Below are 15,305 nucleotides of genomic sequence, written 5' to 3'. Positions count from 1 at the left end.
GGTTTCGCCATCGAGCGCGACGAGGCTTTCCTGGCCGACGGCTCCCTGGGCATGACTTCGACGGCGAATGCCTGGGCCATCCCCGAGCGCCTGGCGCGGCCCGCCGCCACGAAGCTCAAGGGCACCTCGCGCAAGCTCAACGGTACGTGGTTCCTGGGCGCGGAGAACCGCATCGGGCACTTCCCCCTGGACGGCCGGCGCCTGCGCGCCATGAAGATGACCCAGTACCCGCGCATCGGGCACTTCGCCATCGCGGCAGACATCCCCGGCGACGTGGAATACGCCTCGGGCGACGTGCGCCGCCTGCGCCTCGATGGTGCCTGGCGCATCGGCGGCCCGGCCGCGCCGGAGTTCAAGCTGGAGGTGTTCAAGGTGCCGGGTGGGCCGGGCTACGAGCCGGAGCCGCTGGACGACCTGGACGCCTCGGTGCTGCCCGACGGACTGGCGGACTGGAACCATGTGGTGGTCTATGGGCAATCCCTGTCCGTGGGCGCCACCTCGCGGCCGCCGCTTTCTACGACGCCGCGCTATGGGCATCTGACGTTCGGCGCCGGCCCGCGCGCGAGCAAGGCCGGCAGCCTGGGCACGAACCCCGGCACCGACACGGTGAAGGGGCTGATCGAGAACACGGCGGCGTCCGAAGGCTCGAACCGCGGCGAAACGCCATGCAGCGGCCTCGCGCACGCCTTCACGGAGCTGTCGCTGTCCGAGGATGGCATCGCGCCGGGCAGCGTGGTGCTGTTCTGCTCCGCGCCCGGCCACGGCGGCTACTCGCTGGCCCAGCTCGACATGAACAGCGCCTGGGTGCAGGTGCTGAAAGACCATGTGACCGAGGCCAAGGCCCGCGCCGACGAGGCCGGCAAGTCGTACCAGGTCGTGGCGATGCCCTGGATGCAGGGCGAGGCAAACAGCGGCACCGCCTACCAGACCTACTACAACGGCATGGTGGCCTTCCAGGCTGGGTTCTCGGCCTGGGTGAAGGGCGTCACGGGGCAGAGCTTCGACGTGCCGATCATCATGTACCAGACCCCGAACAACGGGAACCTGAACGGGCAGATTTCGCGCGCGCAGCTCGACCTGTGCCTCAACGAGCCGGGGTTCTTCTTCGGCGGGCCGATCTACCACATGGAGCCGGCCACCGACGGCACGCACATCACCAACATCAGCGAGTACCGCACCGGCCACCAGTTCGGCCGCGCGGTCAAGCAGTACCTGATCGACCGGAAGAAGCCTGCCTTCATCCGTTCGGTGGCCGCCGTGCGCAAGGGCAGCACCATCGAGTGGAAGTTCAGCGTGCCCCTGCGGCCGCTGGTGTTCGACGTGGCGACCATGCCGCAGACGACGGACTACGGGTTCCGCGTGAATGACAGCGCGGGCAACAAGCTGACGATTTCCTCCATCGCCATCAAGGACGGCGACACCGTGGTGCTGACGCTGGCCGCCGGCGCGGCATCGGCCGCCGAGGTGCGCTACGCGCTCGACTACCGCGCGGCCGGCACGGCCTGGAATGACGAGGAAACCGGGAACCTGCGCGACTCGACCAGGGGCGATTTCTCGGTGGCGGGCGGCACCTACCGGCGCTGGCACGTTGCGCCTTCCTGCCGGGCCGCCATCACCCAGGGCTGACCGTCTCCGCCCGGCGGGCCGTTGTGGGCCGTCTGGATTCGGAAAAAGCCGCCAAGCCGGGGTGTTCCTGGCAACCAGAATGGCCGGCATCACGTTCATAGGAGGGCTGACATGGCTGAAGCCGTCGTCGTCAACACTTACCGCCAGCGCATCGCGGCCCGCATGGCCGGCGGCGCACAGCTCGCGCCTGTCGCCTACATGGCCTTCGGCGATGGTGGGCACAACGCCGACCTGACGCCGAAAGCCCCGTCCGCCAGCGCGACCGCGCTCAACCACGAAATCCTGCGCAAGCCCCTCGCGGCGATCACGCAGGAAGACCTGTATTCGGTGACTGGCAAGGGCGCGGTCGAGGCCAATGAGGTTGTCGGCGCCGGAATCTCCGAGGTGGCCCTCATCGACGCCAACGGGCAGCTTGTCGGCCTGAAGACGTTTGCTCCGAAGTTCAAGGAGAACGACGAGCGTTACGAAATCAGCATCAAGCTGCGCTTCTGAAAGGAGTTTCCACAATGGCACTGCCCCATCCCAACATTTCCCCGATTCCCAACAACGAGCCGGATGCCGTCCCGTCGCTGTGGAACACCCGCTACCAGGAAATCGACGAGAACTTCGCCGATCACGAGTCGCGCCTGACGGCCCGCGAAACCGAGCTGAACAACGCCCGTGGCGGCAAGACCAACCTGGCCGCCCGCCTGACCGAGATGGACTCGAACATCGGCGCGACCTCGGTGGACATGCAGAACGCCACGGCCGCCGCGCTGAAGTTCGCGCTCGACCAGGCCGCGCTGGCGAACTACGGCGTGCGCGCGCTGCGAGAACAGGCCCAGCAGGAGGGCGTCGTCACGATCAAGAACCGGGGCGTCGTCAAGGGTTGCTCGGTGTCGAAATCGACCACGGCGGCGCGCAACCTGAACATCACCAGCGGTGTGTGTTTCGCCAACGGCCGGGCCTACTCCGTGTCGGACGGCAATAACGCCGCCTCGGTGCCCAGCAACATCGGCACCAGCTCGGTGGTGGTGTATGCCTATCTGTTCCAAGACGCCAACAACCTGTGGCGCCTGGCGGTAACGCCCATCGGCACCAGCGTGCCCGACGGCGCGATCACCATCTACAACCTGACCATCCCGGCGAACTCGACCGATGCCACCGACCCGAACCTGACTGGCGTGGCAATGACGGATGTTCGCCGCGTCGAGCCGCAGTTCCCGCAACTGTTCGACAGCCCGGCCGGTGCGTCGCCTGCCCTGCAAACGCTGGGCGCCAACGACTACGGCCTGTCCTTCGACGTGGTTTCCGCCGACGGCGCGCCCTGCGACAGCCGGCACATCGTCGTTGCCAGCCGTGCCACCAACGGATTCACCGTCCGCTTGGCGAGTGCGGCCGACAACGTGGTTCTGCGCTGGCGCGCCAGCAAGCTCAACAACTAGGAAAGGAGCAATCCATGCAAATCATCCTCAAGCAGGACGGCCAGCCCGTCGCCGACTTCTCGGTGTCGGGCGCCAATGTCACCGTCGCCGGCGTCGCCATCGACTGCGCCGAGCGCCAGCAGGACATCGCCGTCTCGGTCGAAGTCCGCCAGAACATCGGCGGCCCCAGCGAAGGCGGCAACGGCGCCTACCTCGCGCAGATCGAGATTCCGGCGCGCCGCTACGAGACGGTCACTGTCCCCGCCGAAGGCGAAGACGAACAGCCGACCGAGCTGCGCGAGCCGCTGCCGCTCGACCCGAACGCCGTCGTCGTCACGCTCTGGCCTACGGCCTAAGCGCGCGGCGCCATCCCGACCGATTCATCAGGAGAAACCTACATGCCTTCCATCTTCGTCAAGGACGACCTGCGCGCGTCCGTCGAGGCCGCCACCGGCGGCAAAGTCACGGTGCTTTACACCGCCAGCGGTCAGCCCTCGTACATGAACGTCATCCCCAAGTTCAACCTGGAAGACATCGACGCGGGCCTGGGTTCCGGCGTGCATCCGGCGTTCATCGTCGGCGGCGTCGAGAAGTCCGAGCTGTTCATCGGCACCTACCAGGGCATCAACAAGAACGGCGAGTTCCTGAGCTTGCCGGGCGTCGATCCCACCGTGTCGCAGAACTTCGACTACTTCGCCAACCTGGCGCGCGCCAACGGCCCCGGCTGGCACGCCATCAGCAGCATCGAATTCACGGCGCTGGCGCTGTGGTGCTGGAAGAACGGCTACATGCCCAGGGGGAACAGCAACTACGGTCGCAGCTCGGACGCCACCTGGGAAACCGGCCGTCGCGCTGACGGTGGCACGCCTGGCGACACGAGCACCACCGGCCGCACGCTGACCGGCTCCGGCCCGGTGAGCTGGCGCCACGACAACAGCGTGGGCGGAATCGCTGACCTGTGCGGCAACATCTGGGAATGGTCGCCGGGCCTGCGCGTGGTGGCCGGTGAAATCCAGGTCATCGCCAACAACGACGCGGCGCTGAACGCCACCGACCTGGGCGCCACGTCCTCGGCCTGGAAGGCCATCGACGGCGATACCGGCCTGCTCATCAACCCGACCTTCACCGGCACCATCGCCGGCGGCGACTATGTGCCGACCACGCCGAAGTCCGTCCGCTACAACACGTCGGGCACGGCGAACTACACGCTGGTTCGCACCTCGGGCCAGTCCTTCGAGGGCATGACCAACCCCGGCACGACGCCGGTGTCGGCCGCCGCGCTGACCGTGCTGAAGAAGTACGGCCTGTTCCCGGTGGCGAGCACGGGCCTGGGTGGCGATGGCTTCTACCTGAACGTGGAAGGCGAGCGGCTGGCGGTCCGTGGCGGCACCTGGCACGGCGCCGCCGTCTCGGGCGTGTTCGCGCTGTACCTGAGCCACGCTCGGTCGAACCCGAGCACGACCCTCGGCTCCCGCCCCGCTTTTGTGCTCTGAAATCTGGGGCGTGTCATCTGATGGGGTGGGCGATAGCCCACCCCTCGGGCCTCTCCAAGAAAACCGCTCAGGGAATCCAAGATGAACGAAACGAACTTCGAGCACGCCATCTACGCTGTGCTCCTGCAAATCGCGGTGGGCGTGCTCACCGGCAACTGGTGGATTGGCGCCGCCGCTGGCGTCTTCTTCTTCCTCGGCCGCGAGCACGCGCAGTTCGAGCGCAAGCTGGCCGTCGCCGGCGGCACCGTCGGCACGCTCAACCCGCTGGCCGGGTTCCAGCTCTGGAAGTGGAGCCTCGACAGCCAGCTCGACCTGGCGTTTCCCGTCGCGGCGACGCTGCTGGTGGCCCTCGGCTGGCAGCTCGGCGTGAGCGTGCCCTTCGTGGCGCTGTTCGCCGCCCTGGTGCTGCTGAACGTCGCCGATGCAGTGCTCACGGTGCGCGTGCTGGACGGCGGCGGCCGTGAGCTGAACCCCATCATGGCGAAGGCCATGAGCTGGATTGGCGTGGTGCCGGCGCTGGTGGTCGTGAAGGTCGTTGCTCTCGCGGCGTTCTACGTCGGCCTGGGCGTGCAGGCGCCGGATTGGGTCTATACGCCCCACGTCACGGCGGGCCTGTGCGGCTTCTATGGCCTGGTCGTCTGCAACAACTGGCGGCTGGTGGCCGCGCAGGCGTGACGCGGCCAGTCCAGAACGACCTACTGATTCGGCAGCGGTGCGAAGCAATGATCGAGTACGGCCACACGGCCGTCAGGCAGTTTCCCAAGATGGAGCGGCACGTCCTCGGCGCGGAGATTCGCGCCACCATGTGGGCGGTGCTTCGGTTGATCGTGGTGTGCAACAAGCGATACCACAAGAAGACCACGCTTCAGGACTTGGACGCTGAACTCGACCTGCTGCGCTCCCAAGTGCGGATGGCGAAGAACATGGGCTACATCGACTTCAAGAAGTATGAGCACTGGTCGCGCCTGAACGACGAAATCGGCCGGATGGTAGGCGGTTGGGTCAAAGCATTTGCCGGTGACGGCAATGGGGGTGCGCGTTGAAAACGGCTGGCGATCCGTGGCGGCAACTGGAACAACGCCGCCATCTCGGGCGTGTTCGCGCTGAACCTGAACAACGCTCGGTCGAACACGAACACGAACATCGGCTCCCGCCCCGCTCTTGGGGAAAGTCAGGAACGGCAGGCTCACGGGCCTGACGGCAGCACACCCTCAAAAGGACGCGCATCCCCCGGCCACGGGAAACCTGAAGCCGGAAGATTGAACAGGCGGCCCGAACCAGTAGCCCGATTGGGCGACCGTTCGCAGCCGCCGCCCTTCGGGGTCTTGGGTTTTTATGGCGAAGACGTACAACAATCTCTACCCGGACATTTACAGCTTCGAGTCCCTTCACGCGGCCTACATGCTCGCACGGCGCGGCAAGCGCGACAGGCGCGAAGTCCAGAAGTTCGAGCAAGACCTGGAAGGCAACCTGATTCAGCTCCAGAACGAGCTTATCTGGGGCATGTACCAGACGGGGCACTACCGCCAGTTCATCGTCAATGAGCCGAAGGAACGCCTCGTTGCCGCGCTGCCGTTCCGCGACCGCGTGCTCCAGCACTCGCTGGTGTCGGTGATCGAACCGATCTGGGAGCGTCGCTTCATTTTCGACAGCTACGCCTGCCGGCCGGGCAAAGGCACCCACAAGGGCGCCGACCGCGCCGAGGCCATGCTTCGCAAGGTGAAGCGCGAGCACGGCCATGTGTATGTGCTCAAGGCCGACATCTCCAAGTTCTTCTACAGCATCGACCACGGCGTGATGAAGTCGCTGGTGCGCCGGCGCATCCGGTGCCGCCGCACGCTGAAGCTGATAGACGGCATCATCGACTCGACGGCCATGCCAGGCGACCCGCACCCCGTCGGCCTGCCCATCGGCAACCTGACCTCGCAACTGTTCGCCAACGTGTATTTGAACGAGCTGGACGAGTTCGTGAAGCATGTTCTGCGGGAGAAGAACTACCTGCGCTACATGGATGACTTCCTGATCGTGCATCACGACAAGGCCCACCTGCACCGCATCCGCGCCCAGATCGAGCGGTTCCTGTGGGAGCGCCTGCGGCTCAAGACGAACGCCAAGACCCAGGTGTTCCCCGTCGGCGAGCGGTTCGGCCGCGCTGTGGATTTCCTGGGCTACCGGATATGGACGACGCACCGGCGCATCAGGAAAAGCTCGATTTCGCGCATCACCCGCACGCTCAAGCGCCTGCGCAGGCAGTACGCGGCCGGCAAGATCGACCTCTCGAAGATCAGGGAATCGGTCATGTCGTGGATAGCGCACGCGAGCCATGCGGAAACCTACGGCCTGCGCCGCAAGCTGCTGGCCAGCATCCCCTTCACGCGCGGGGAGGGCCGGCCCCAATGAGCGACGCCCACCTGGTGCTGATGACGAAATTGGAGGAATTGGACGCCTACACCCACACGGTGCTGCACCAGTTCCCCAAGCTCGAACGGCATCTGCTGTGCGCCGAGATGCGCGGCACCATGAACAGGGTGATTCGCCAGGTCGTGGTGGCGTGGAAGCGCAGGCAGAAGTCCGCCGCGCTGTTCGACCTGGACGTAGAAATCGAGGTGTTCCGGGGCCTCATCCGCAAGGCCCACCGGCTGGGCTACATCAACACGCACCGGCTGGAAGTCTGGATGCGGCACACGAACGAGATAGGCCGCATGGTAGGGGCCTGGATTAAGAACGAGGGAGGCAAGGCCATGTAGCGCGCCACTCTCCCAAGCGATGGGGCAGAGGCTTACTCCGGCGGCAATTGGGGCAACGGCCAGAACGCCGGTGCCTTCCATCTCAACGTCAACAACGACGCGGAGTTCTCGAACTCCAACATCGGTGGCCGCCTCGCAAACGACATTGCCAGAAGGCGGGCGGTTCAAGCGGCCACCGTCCAGTGCATTTCCTTTGGGGCCTGTGTCCTGACCATGCTGTCGAAGATGAACAGGGCGCCACGGCCAGTACCCGGTACGCCGGCGAACGTGGTGGCGCCCGACCACCCCCAACAGGAACCCCATGCCGAAGACCATCAGCGGCCTATGGCCGAGCATCACCCAGTTCGACAACATCTACCGCGCCTACCTTGAGGCGCGCCGCAGCAAGCGGTATCGGCCCGACGTGCTGCGCTTCGCCGAAAGCCTGGAAGACAACCTTTTTGCGCTCCAGGCGGCCATGATCGAGAAAACCTGGACGCCCGGCCCGCAGCGCGAGTTCATCGTGCGCGAGCCGAAGTTGCGCGCCATCCAGGCGCCGCCGTTCGCTGATCGCGTGGTGCATCACGCCCTGGTGGCCGTCGTCGGCCCGCACTTCGAGCGCCGGTTCATTTCCGATTCGTTCGCCTGCCGCGAGGGCAAGGGAACCCAGGCCGCCGTGGCGCGCGTGCAGCACTTCCTGCGCGTCGCCAAGCGCAACCACGGTGACGGCCTCTACGTGCTGAAGGCGGACATCAGCAAGTATTTCGCCAGCATCCGCCATGACGTGCTCATGCGCGAGGTGGAGCGGGTCATTTCTGACCCGGACGTGCTCTGGCTGTGGCGCCGCATCATCGCTGGCTACGGGCACGAGAACGGCGTGGGCCTGCCCGTGGGCGCGCTGACCAGCCAGCTCGGGGCCAACGTCATGCTGAACCGCCTCGATCACGTCGCCAAGGACGACCTCGGCCTGCGGTACTACGTCCGGTACATGGACGATTTCATCGCCATCCTGCCGGGCAAGCTGGCCGCCCAGCAGGCGATGCAGGCCCTGGGCGAGACGGTGCGCGATCTGGGCTTGTGGCTGAACCCGAAGACGGCAGTTCATCCCTGGCAGCGCGGCATCGACTTTTGCGGCTACCGCATCTGGCCCACCCATGTGCTGCCGCGCAAGAGGAACATCAAGCGGGCGCGGGCCGACTTCAGGGAGCTGGCGAGCCAGTTCTACCACGGCGAGGTCGATCTTGAGCACGTCCGCCAGCGGGTGATGTCCTTCTTGGCCTATGCCAAGCATTGCAACGCCCAGCGGACGGTCGAGGGTGTGCTCGGCGACTTGGTGCTGGTGCCCGGCCTGCGTGACATCGCCGAGAAGGCGTCAGGCATTCCCATGACACAGTAGCGTAACTTTTAGCGTAACTCGATTTTTAAGTTATTGATTTTAAAGGGCCATAGACCCGTGCATCATCGGAGTGTGGCCGGCGAAGGCGTCGGGCGACAGCGTGGTCATAAGTCAGGCGTGAAGTTGTTGCTTTGGTTGCCCGAGTTTACCAGTGGCTTCATGTGTGGGCGCGAAGTTGGCTGTCTGGCCAGTTGTCGGTGTTGAGGAGGGGGGCGTAATCCGCGTCCATGCCCGAGCTTGACGGCCCTGGCCGTCGCATGGCGATGCGGACACAATCCAGAACATCGTGCCTGGGCGCACCCGTGTTCTCGCAACGTCGGCTGCCTTGAGAGCGCCGCATTGACCCGGCATATTCGCGCGAATATAGTTTAGGTTCGTCTAAAACAGGTTAGGCTCGGGAAGGTTGGCCCGGCCCCCGCTCAGCGGGTCCTTCCGTTGCGCTCCGTAACGGCCCAAGACTATCAGGATGCCTGTATTGTGCAGGCGCCAATAGCATGGGTATGGACATGAAACCTCGAATTTCAGTTATCACCCTCGGCGTTGCCGATCTCGAACAATCACTTGCCTTCTATCGTGACGGTCTCGGTCTTCCGACTGAAGGCATCATCGGTCGCGAGTTCGAGCATGGCGCAGTTGCTTTTTTTGATCTCTCGGGCGGCCTGAAGCTCGCGCTCTGGGCGCAGGACGATATTTCTCACGATACGGGCTTGCCGAAGCAGCCCGTCTCGCCTACGGCCTTCACGATAGGACACAACGTCTTGAGCCGGAAGGAAGTCGACGAGACGATGGATGCGGCAGAGCGTGCAGGCGCGGAGATCATCAAGGCTCCACACGACACGTTCTACGGCGGTTACGCCGGATATTTTCGTGACATCAACGGCCATCTGTGGGAGATAGTCTGGAATCCACTGATGCTACCGATGGACTGATATTGGCATTCGCGATTGCACTGGCTTCCCAAGCGGGAAGTCAGCGGCAGCCAGTGATGCCACTTTCCTCTGCGGCAAAGTGCGGCGGTCTGTGCACGTTCAATCACAAGATGGCGACATGCCGGGAGCGTTGGTCTCCCATCCGCACTACCGAGTACACGAGACACTGCCGATCCCGAAAAGGCCGAGCGCAGGTCTTGGCGTAGCTTTGTACGCGAAGCCCTATCAGATAAGGCGCAAGTGCTGATGCATCATTGGAGTGACGGGTGCAGGTGCTGCGGTGGGTTACGTGCTCATGTGACCGGGAAAAGCTGCTTTGGCAGCCCGAGTTTACCGGCAGCCCGCACGGGGCGGTCGAAGTTCGCCATCCGGCCATTTGTCGGCGATGGCGAAAGGTAGCTATCAGCCAGAATCCGACTTTCGACCACCCACCTCGAATCGGCGACAATATTGGGCAGCAAGTAAAGGCCACCCAACAACTAAACCGTGAAGTTCAGGACGCCGATCGCTGTGGCAAAAAAAGAGGGTTTTATCGAAAAGCCGCGTCGATCGAGACTGCATGCGGCTACGGGGCGCGTCGTGCAGGGTTGAGTCGGCCTGCACTTCGCCCGCACTAGTTGCTGTACCGATTACATGGTGAATTTCACCCGGGACACTCATGACAAACAAAGTCTTGCTGATTCCCACGCCGACGGCCGCAATTCGTGCGTCTGGATTGGCGTGCATTGATTTCTCCGATGCTTATTCCGGTCAGGCAGATCGGACCTACGCCAACGCCGAACAAGCGGCGCGCGCCGTGTTCGCAGATCCGCCCCACATGGTCCGATCTCTGATGGCCTTGCGTAACCTGATTGTGGCGCCGTTCGGACTAAAGGCAGGTATTGACTTTGGCGATCGCGGGCTGGGGAAAGTTGACGTGTTTCCCATTATCTCGAATACGAATTCTGAAATTGTCGTCGGTGGTAACGACAAGCATCTGGATTTTCGGATCTGGGTAGGCATCCAGCCGAGTTCGAAGGGATCGGAAGTGACGATTTCAACCTTGGTCAAAATCAATAATCGCCTTGGAAAAGGCTACTTGTCTGTAATCATGCCGTTTCACAAGCTTCTGTCTCGCGTGCTGTTACAACGAGCCGTCAGTCAGAGCGTGTAACCGGGGTTAGCGTCCAGCTTTGGACGACGGAGTCCCTGAATTCTGCAGACCGGGGCATCCCGGTGAATGACCACAGGAGGGGCGATGTCCGGGCACGACGCTAAGCTCCACGGTTGCTGGCGGTTGGTTTCTTTTGATGCTGAGCTTCAGGATTCAAAGAGCGCACGCAACCGTGGGGCGCCGACCCCAACGGTTACCTGATTTTCAGCCCCGATGGGCGAATGATGGTCCTGGTTACCGGCCTGGATGCCCAATCCGCTAGTGCCTGGAAATCCAATAGGCAGAGCCGCTCTCACTTTCAGGCGCGAGTAATTTTCCATTCGCCGAGTTCGCAGGCTGTCGCTGGCCGCGCCCTTGTTGAAGGACTACTTGACGTCGCCTGCGGGACATCCGGGCGCTACGCTCGGCGAGTGCGGTGCCCGGCGTTCCGCTTGCGGTCGGCGCACCTTGGCAGGCCATCTGGATCCGCACCTCTGGCCTGACAACGTGTGCTCGCTTCCTCAGCCCTGCAAGGCGGGCATGATCACTTCCTGAATGATCCGCATCCCTTCGGGCGTGCTCCAGTTGCCCGCAAGCTCGGCAATCACCTGGTTCGTACTGGAGAGCGTGACGCCGTTCTTCTCCATGCGACGCAAGGCCATGTCGTCACCGATCTTGCTCGGCGAGCCGCCTGCGTCGGCAATCGCTTGCACCTCGCAGCCGTCGCGCACGAGGCTCAGTGCCGGGAACACGGTGCAGACGTCGTTGGTGACACCCGCGATGATGAACTTGCGGCGCCGGGTTGCCTTGACGGCTGCAGCGAAGTGCTCGTCGTCCATCGCGTTGACGATACCTGCTCGCTTGACGCGCGCGGCGAACTCGTTCGGCAAGATGGTTTCCAGTTCGTCAAGCAACGGCCCCTGTGCGTATTCCTCCATGCTGGAGGTCAGCACCACCGGCATCTTCAGGATGCTGGCGGTCTTGGCCAGCATGAGCGCGTTGCGTTTCATCTCCTCGAAAGGAATGGAACGTACCCAGCCCATGGTGCCGACCTGGTGGTCGATCAGCAACAGTGCGGCGTTGTCGCCAGTGAAACGCTCGAAAGCCATGAAGAAACTCCTTTGTGGTTAGGTTGCGGTGGAACGCAGTGGCGGGCCGGCAAAAAGCATGACCTTGGCGCTGCCGCGGCGGGCTTGAAGCGTGATCGCGTGGGGTGTGTCCGGTGCCGGAAAGACAGGGAGCGTGAGATCGTCGTGCGAGAAGTCCTGGTCATCGATGCTGGCCGTTCCACGGATCGGCATGACGAACGCGCAATGGCCCGCAGCGACAGGCACGGTCAGTTCAGCGCCTTCCTCCAGCGAAATGTCCAGCATCGTTACGTCGGTGGGCGGCTTCAATGGGGAGCATCCGTCCCGGAAGCTTCCGACCGGCACGCGCACCTTGGCACCCGGCAACGTCACCACCGGCACGTCCTGCGGCTCAAGCATCAGTGCAAACGGCGCGATGTTCTGTCGCTCCCGAGCCAGGTCGACGAAGATCTGCAACGAATGAACAGTCTTGCCGGCCTGTGCCGGTACTTCTTCGTGAACGATGCCGCTTCCCGCCGTCGCCCAGTGCAGCCCGCCGGGCCGGATCACGTTTCGGGTGCCAAGCGAATCACGGTTGTCGATGCCCGTTTCCGAGTCGAGGAACAGGTAGGAGACTGCCGAAAAGCCGGCATGGGAATGCGGCGGGAATGTCGGCCCACTCATCCACGCGTGATCGACCCCCAGGAAGGGGTCGATCAGACCGGCCACGCCGCGCAGGGCATAAGCGTGGAAGTGGCTGCCATGGTTGGCGCGCTGCAGCGGGGCAATGACTGGCATCACGTTCACCTCATGCGCCCGGTGCTTCGTTCAGCGTCGGGTAGTCTGTATAGCCCCGCGACGTACCGCCGTAGAAGGCATTGCGGTCCGCGTCGTTCATCGGCGCGCTGCTCTTCAGCCGGGCGACGAAATCCGGGTTCGCAAGGATCATCTGGCCATAGGCCTCCAGGTCGGCCAGCCCCGTCGCCACGTCGGTCCCGACTTGCTCACGCGGGCGGCCCGGCCGGTTCAGAATCAGCGTGCCCTGCCAGAGCTTGCGGAGGTCGGCCAGCAGCGGTTCGTTGCCTTGCTCCATGATGTGCAGGTAGGCCAGCCCCAGTCTGTTCAGTTCTGCGACCAGATAGCGGTACAGGTTCGGCCCTTCGACACCTTCGTCGATGCCCCAGATCGTCGTGCCCGGCGAGAGCCGGATGGCAGTGCGGTCCGCGCCGATCTCTTCGGCAATCGCGGTGGCGACCTCGATGGCAAAGCGAGCGCGGTTCTCGATCGACCCGCCGTATTGATCGGTGCGAGTGTTGGCGCTCGGGGCGAAGAACTGATGGATCAGGTAGGCGTTGGCGCCATGGATTTCGACGCCGTCGGCACCGGCGTCGATCGCGCGGCGAGCGGCATGGCGGAAATCCTGGACGGTCTGACGCACCTCATCGGTCGACAGTGCGCGTGGCGCGGGAATCTCCTGCATACCGGTGGCAGTGAACATCGATGCGCCTGGCGCGATGGCCGACGGCGCGACACCCTGGCGATGATGCGGTGTGTTGTCGGGGTGGAACATGCGCCCGGCATGCATGAACTGGATAAAGAGGCGACCGCCCTTGGCATGCACGGCATCGGTCGTCTTCTTCCATCCGGCGACATGCGCGTCGGTATAGATGCCCGGCGTGGTCAGGTAGCCCTGGCCATCATCCGAGGGCTGGGCGCCTTCAGTCACAATCAGGCCAACGCTGGCGCGCTGAGCGTAATACTCGGCGGCCTGTTCTCCCGGCGTACCGTCTTGCTGGGCACGGCTGCGAGTCATGGGGGCCATCACCAGACGGTTCTGCAGGGTGTAGCGGCCGACGCGAATGGGATCGAACAGTTTGTTCACGATGACTTTCCTTCATTGGGTTGGATGGAGGCATCATCGCGCGATCCCTATACGGGATAAATATGGTAGTTTGGATAACATTGATCCCGTCATGGAGCAATCTGAATGGAACTGCTGAATGACATGGCCTTGTTCGTCGAGGTCGTCAAGGCCAAGGGCTTTCGCGTTGCCGCGGAGGCGATGGGCATGCCGAACTCGACACTGTCGCGTCGGATCAGCGGATTGGAGAAAGCGATCGGGCTTCGCCTGTTGCATCGCACGACACGGAAGATCGAGCTGACCGAAGCAGGTCAGATTTATTTCGAGCGCTGCAAGCGCATCGTCGACGAAGCCCGGCTGGCACACGAGCAGCTCGGCGAAATGCTGGCCCAGCCAAGCGGTGTGCTGCGTGCATCGTTACCGGTGGATTTCGGCGTGACCTACCTGGCGCCCCTGATCGCGGAGTTTGCGGGCCTCTATCCCGGCATCACCTTCGATTTCGACCTGACGCCGCGACGGGTCGACATGGTCAGCGAGCCTTTCGATGTGGCGATCCGCATTGGGGAGTCTGAAAGCTCGCAACTGATCGCACGCACGTTGGCCTCGCTCACGCCTTGCCTCTACGCGTCGCCTGGTTATCTCGAAAAGTCGGGTGAACCTAGCAGGCCCGCTGACCTCGCGCAGCATGAGTGCCTGAGTATCCTGAAGGCAGATTCATGGAAGCTGCACGACGGGGCGGAAACCGCCACGGTGTCGGTGGGGGGGAGGTTCGCGCTCAACAGCGTTGGCATGATCCGCCGGCTGTCGACGCTCGACATGGGCATCGTGCTGCTTCCGGAGGAAATCGTCTCCGATGAACTCGTCAGCGGGAAGCTGCGGCGCATCATGCCGGCATGGCACGGCACGCCGCTGCCTGTCTATGCCATCACCGAAACGCGGTTGCTGCCGGCGAAAACGCAGCGCTTCATCGAGTTCCTGCGGGAACGATTGGCGCGGTAGCCCAGCACGGCTGACAGGTCGCATCTCCATGCGATTGCGAACGTCCGTTGCCGGGTGACGTTCCGGCTATTCAATCGGCCCCAGCGCAACGCTGTTGCGAGGGCTCAATGAGCGTCCTCGAACGACACCGGACTTCGATACACCGGCTGCGTGCTTTCATCAATTCGTTGCATCGACGGGTCGAATCCGCAGCCGATAGCGGCGGTTCGACATCGTGATTCACTTCGTCAACAATTGCGTCTTGCGTCGGCACGCCGTCGATGGATACCCCAATGCGAACCACTGAAATGCCGGACCCCCGCCTCGGGGCCATCGTCATACTCAACGGCCCGAGCAGCGCCGGCAAAAGCACGCTGTCCAGGTTTCTGTGCGAAAACCTGGACGAGCATCACTTGCACGTCGAGCTGGATGTGTTTCGGAACATGGAGCCGCCCAACTATTGGGCGGTCGAGAAGCCATTGGTGCAGATTCGGGTGGCCGCTCTGTGTCGAGCGATCAACGCCACCGCGGCCACCTTTTCCAGGCATGGTCAGGCGGTGATCGTCGATCATGTCTTGTCGCCTGATGCGTGGCGTTACATGCTTGAAGATCTTGTCGGCCTGCCGGTATTCATCGTCGGCGTCTTTTGTGCGCTCGACGTTCTGATCGATCGCGAGCGTATTCGTGGTGACCG

General features: G+C 63.5%; 18 protein-coding genes. 15 read left to right on the top strand and 3 right to left on the bottom strand.

Features of this window, described 5'->3' with window-relative positions; translation table 11 throughout:
- From JYJ84_RS13280 to JYJ84_RS37790, 13 genes are all read left to right on the top strand, one after another.
- Positions 1-1,626, top strand: a 1,626-nt coding sequence (locus JYJ84_RS13280; RefSeq protein WP_205189217.1) for a hypothetical protein, incomplete at its 5' end; no start/stop codon positions are given.
- Positions 1,627-1,737: 111 nt separating this feature from the next.
- Entirely contained in the window at positions 1,738-2,118 is a 381-nt protein-coding gene (locus tag JYJ84_RS13275) for a phage tail protein (protein ID WP_205189216.1), read from the top strand.
- Between the two features lie 14 nt (positions 2,119-2,132).
- On the top strand, positions 2,133-3,050 hold the full coding sequence (locus tag JYJ84_RS13270) for a hypothetical protein (protein WP_128671147.1): 918 nt from the start codon (positions 2,133-2,135) through the stop codon (positions 3,048-3,050).
- 14 nt (positions 3,051-3,064) lie between these two features.
- Positions 3,065-3,385 (top strand): hypothetical protein, encoded by a 321-nt coding sequence (locus tag JYJ84_RS13265; RefSeq protein ID WP_128671146.1) that lies wholly within the window; start codon positions 3,065-3,067, stop codon positions 3,383-3,385.
- A gap of 42 nt (positions 3,386-3,427) precedes the next feature.
- A complete protein-coding gene (locus tag JYJ84_RS13260; RefSeq protein WP_205189215.1) occupies positions 3,428-4,522 on the top strand; it encodes a hypothetical protein in 1,095 nt (364 codons plus the stop codon).
- Positions 4,523-4,603: 81 nt separating this feature from the next.
- Complete coding sequence (locus JYJ84_RS13255) at positions 4,604-5,197, top strand: DUF5658 family protein (RefSeq protein ID WP_128671144.1); 594 nt, start codon at positions 4,604-4,606, stop codon at positions 5,195-5,197.
- Positions 5,194-5,565, top strand: a complete 372-nt coding sequence (gene avd / locus JYJ84_RS13250) for a diversity-generating retroelement protein Avd (protein WP_224648553.1) — start codon at positions 5,194-5,196, stop codon at positions 5,563-5,565. The genes JYJ84_RS13255 and avd (JYJ84_RS13250) overlap by 4 nt, the downstream gene beginning before the upstream one ends.
- 292 nt (positions 5,566-5,857) lie before the next feature.
- Positions 5,858-6,922: an RNA-directed DNA polymerase gene (locus JYJ84_RS13245; protein WP_128671142.1), complete on the top strand. Its 1,065-nt coding sequence runs from the start codon at positions 5,858-5,860 to the stop codon at positions 6,920-6,922.
- Positions 6,919-7,269: a diversity-generating retroelement protein Avd gene (avd, locus tag JYJ84_RS13240; RefSeq protein ID WP_087782381.1), complete on the top strand. Its 351-nt coding sequence runs from the start codon at positions 6,919-6,921 to the stop codon at positions 7,267-7,269. Before JYJ84_RS13245 ends, avd (JYJ84_RS13240) begins: the two co-directional genes overlap by 4 nt.
- Before the next feature lie 301 nt (positions 7,270-7,570).
- The gene (locus tag JYJ84_RS13235; protein WP_128671141.1) at positions 7,571-8,644 is read left to right on the top strand and encodes a reverse transcriptase domain-containing protein; all 1,074 of its coding nucleotides are present in this window, start codon (positions 7,571-7,573) and stop codon (positions 8,642-8,644) included.
- 506 nt (positions 8,645-9,150) lie between these two features.
- Positions 9,151-9,573 carry a VOC family protein gene (locus tag JYJ84_RS13230; protein ID WP_174959576.1) on the top strand — a complete coding sequence of 141 codons (423 nt, stop codon included), beginning with the start codon at positions 9,151-9,153 and terminating at the stop codon, positions 9,571-9,573.
- Positions 9,574-10,231: 658 nt separating this feature from the next.
- Entirely contained in the window at positions 10,232-10,726 is a 495-nt protein-coding gene (locus JYJ84_RS13225) for a DUF2867 domain-containing protein (RefSeq protein WP_174959488.1), read from the top strand.
- Positions 10,727-10,923: 197 nt separating this feature from the next.
- The gene (locus JYJ84_RS37790; RefSeq protein ID WP_307872100.1) at positions 10,924-11,208 is read left to right on the top strand and encodes a hypothetical protein; all 285 of its coding nucleotides are present in this window, start codon (positions 10,924-10,926) and stop codon (positions 11,206-11,208) included.
- A gap of 18 nt (positions 11,209-11,226) precedes the next feature.
- On the opposite strand, the gene JYJ84_RS13215 is transcribed toward JYJ84_RS37790, so the two are convergent.
- From JYJ84_RS13215 to JYJ84_RS13205, 3 genes are read right to left on the bottom strand one after another with little or no spacing between them, the layout of a single operon-like run.
- Positions 11,227-11,814 carry an isochorismatase family protein gene (locus JYJ84_RS13215; RefSeq protein WP_175222645.1) on the bottom strand — a complete coding sequence of 196 codons (588 nt, stop codon included), beginning with the start codon at positions 11,812-11,814 and terminating at the stop codon, positions 11,227-11,229.
- Between the two features lie 18 nt (positions 11,815-11,832).
- Positions 11,833-12,570, bottom strand: coding sequence for a pirin family protein (locus tag JYJ84_RS13210; protein ID WP_175222644.1), 738 nt, complete (start codon positions 12,568-12,570; stop codon positions 11,833-11,835).
- A gap of 10 nt (positions 12,571-12,580) precedes the next feature.
- Positions 12,581-13,654: an alkene reductase gene (locus JYJ84_RS13205; RefSeq protein ID WP_175222643.1), complete on the bottom strand. Its 1,074-nt coding sequence runs from the start codon at positions 13,652-13,654 to the stop codon at positions 12,581-12,583.
- 105 nt (positions 13,655-13,759) lie between these two features.
- Here JYJ84_RS13205 and JYJ84_RS13200 point away from each other — a divergent pair, with 105 nt between their 5' ends.
- The gene (locus JYJ84_RS13200; RefSeq protein ID WP_122945757.1) at positions 13,760-14,632 is read left to right on the top strand and encodes a LysR family transcriptional regulator; all 873 of its coding nucleotides are present in this window, start codon (positions 13,760-13,762) and stop codon (positions 14,630-14,632) included.
- A gap of 272 nt (positions 14,633-14,904) precedes the next feature.
- The coding region (locus JYJ84_RS13195; RefSeq protein WP_205189214.1) for an AAA family ATPase at positions 14,905-15,305 on the top strand (401 nt) is incomplete at its 3' end.

Origin of the sequence: Burkholderia sp. LMG 13014, from assembly GCF_905232215.1 — a bacterium.
Lineage (GTDB): Bacteria > Pseudomonadota > Gammaproteobacteria > Burkholderiales > Burkholderiaceae > Burkholderia.
Note: the sequence above shows the minus strand (reverse complement) of the source record. Positions and strands in the feature narration are given on the sequence as shown.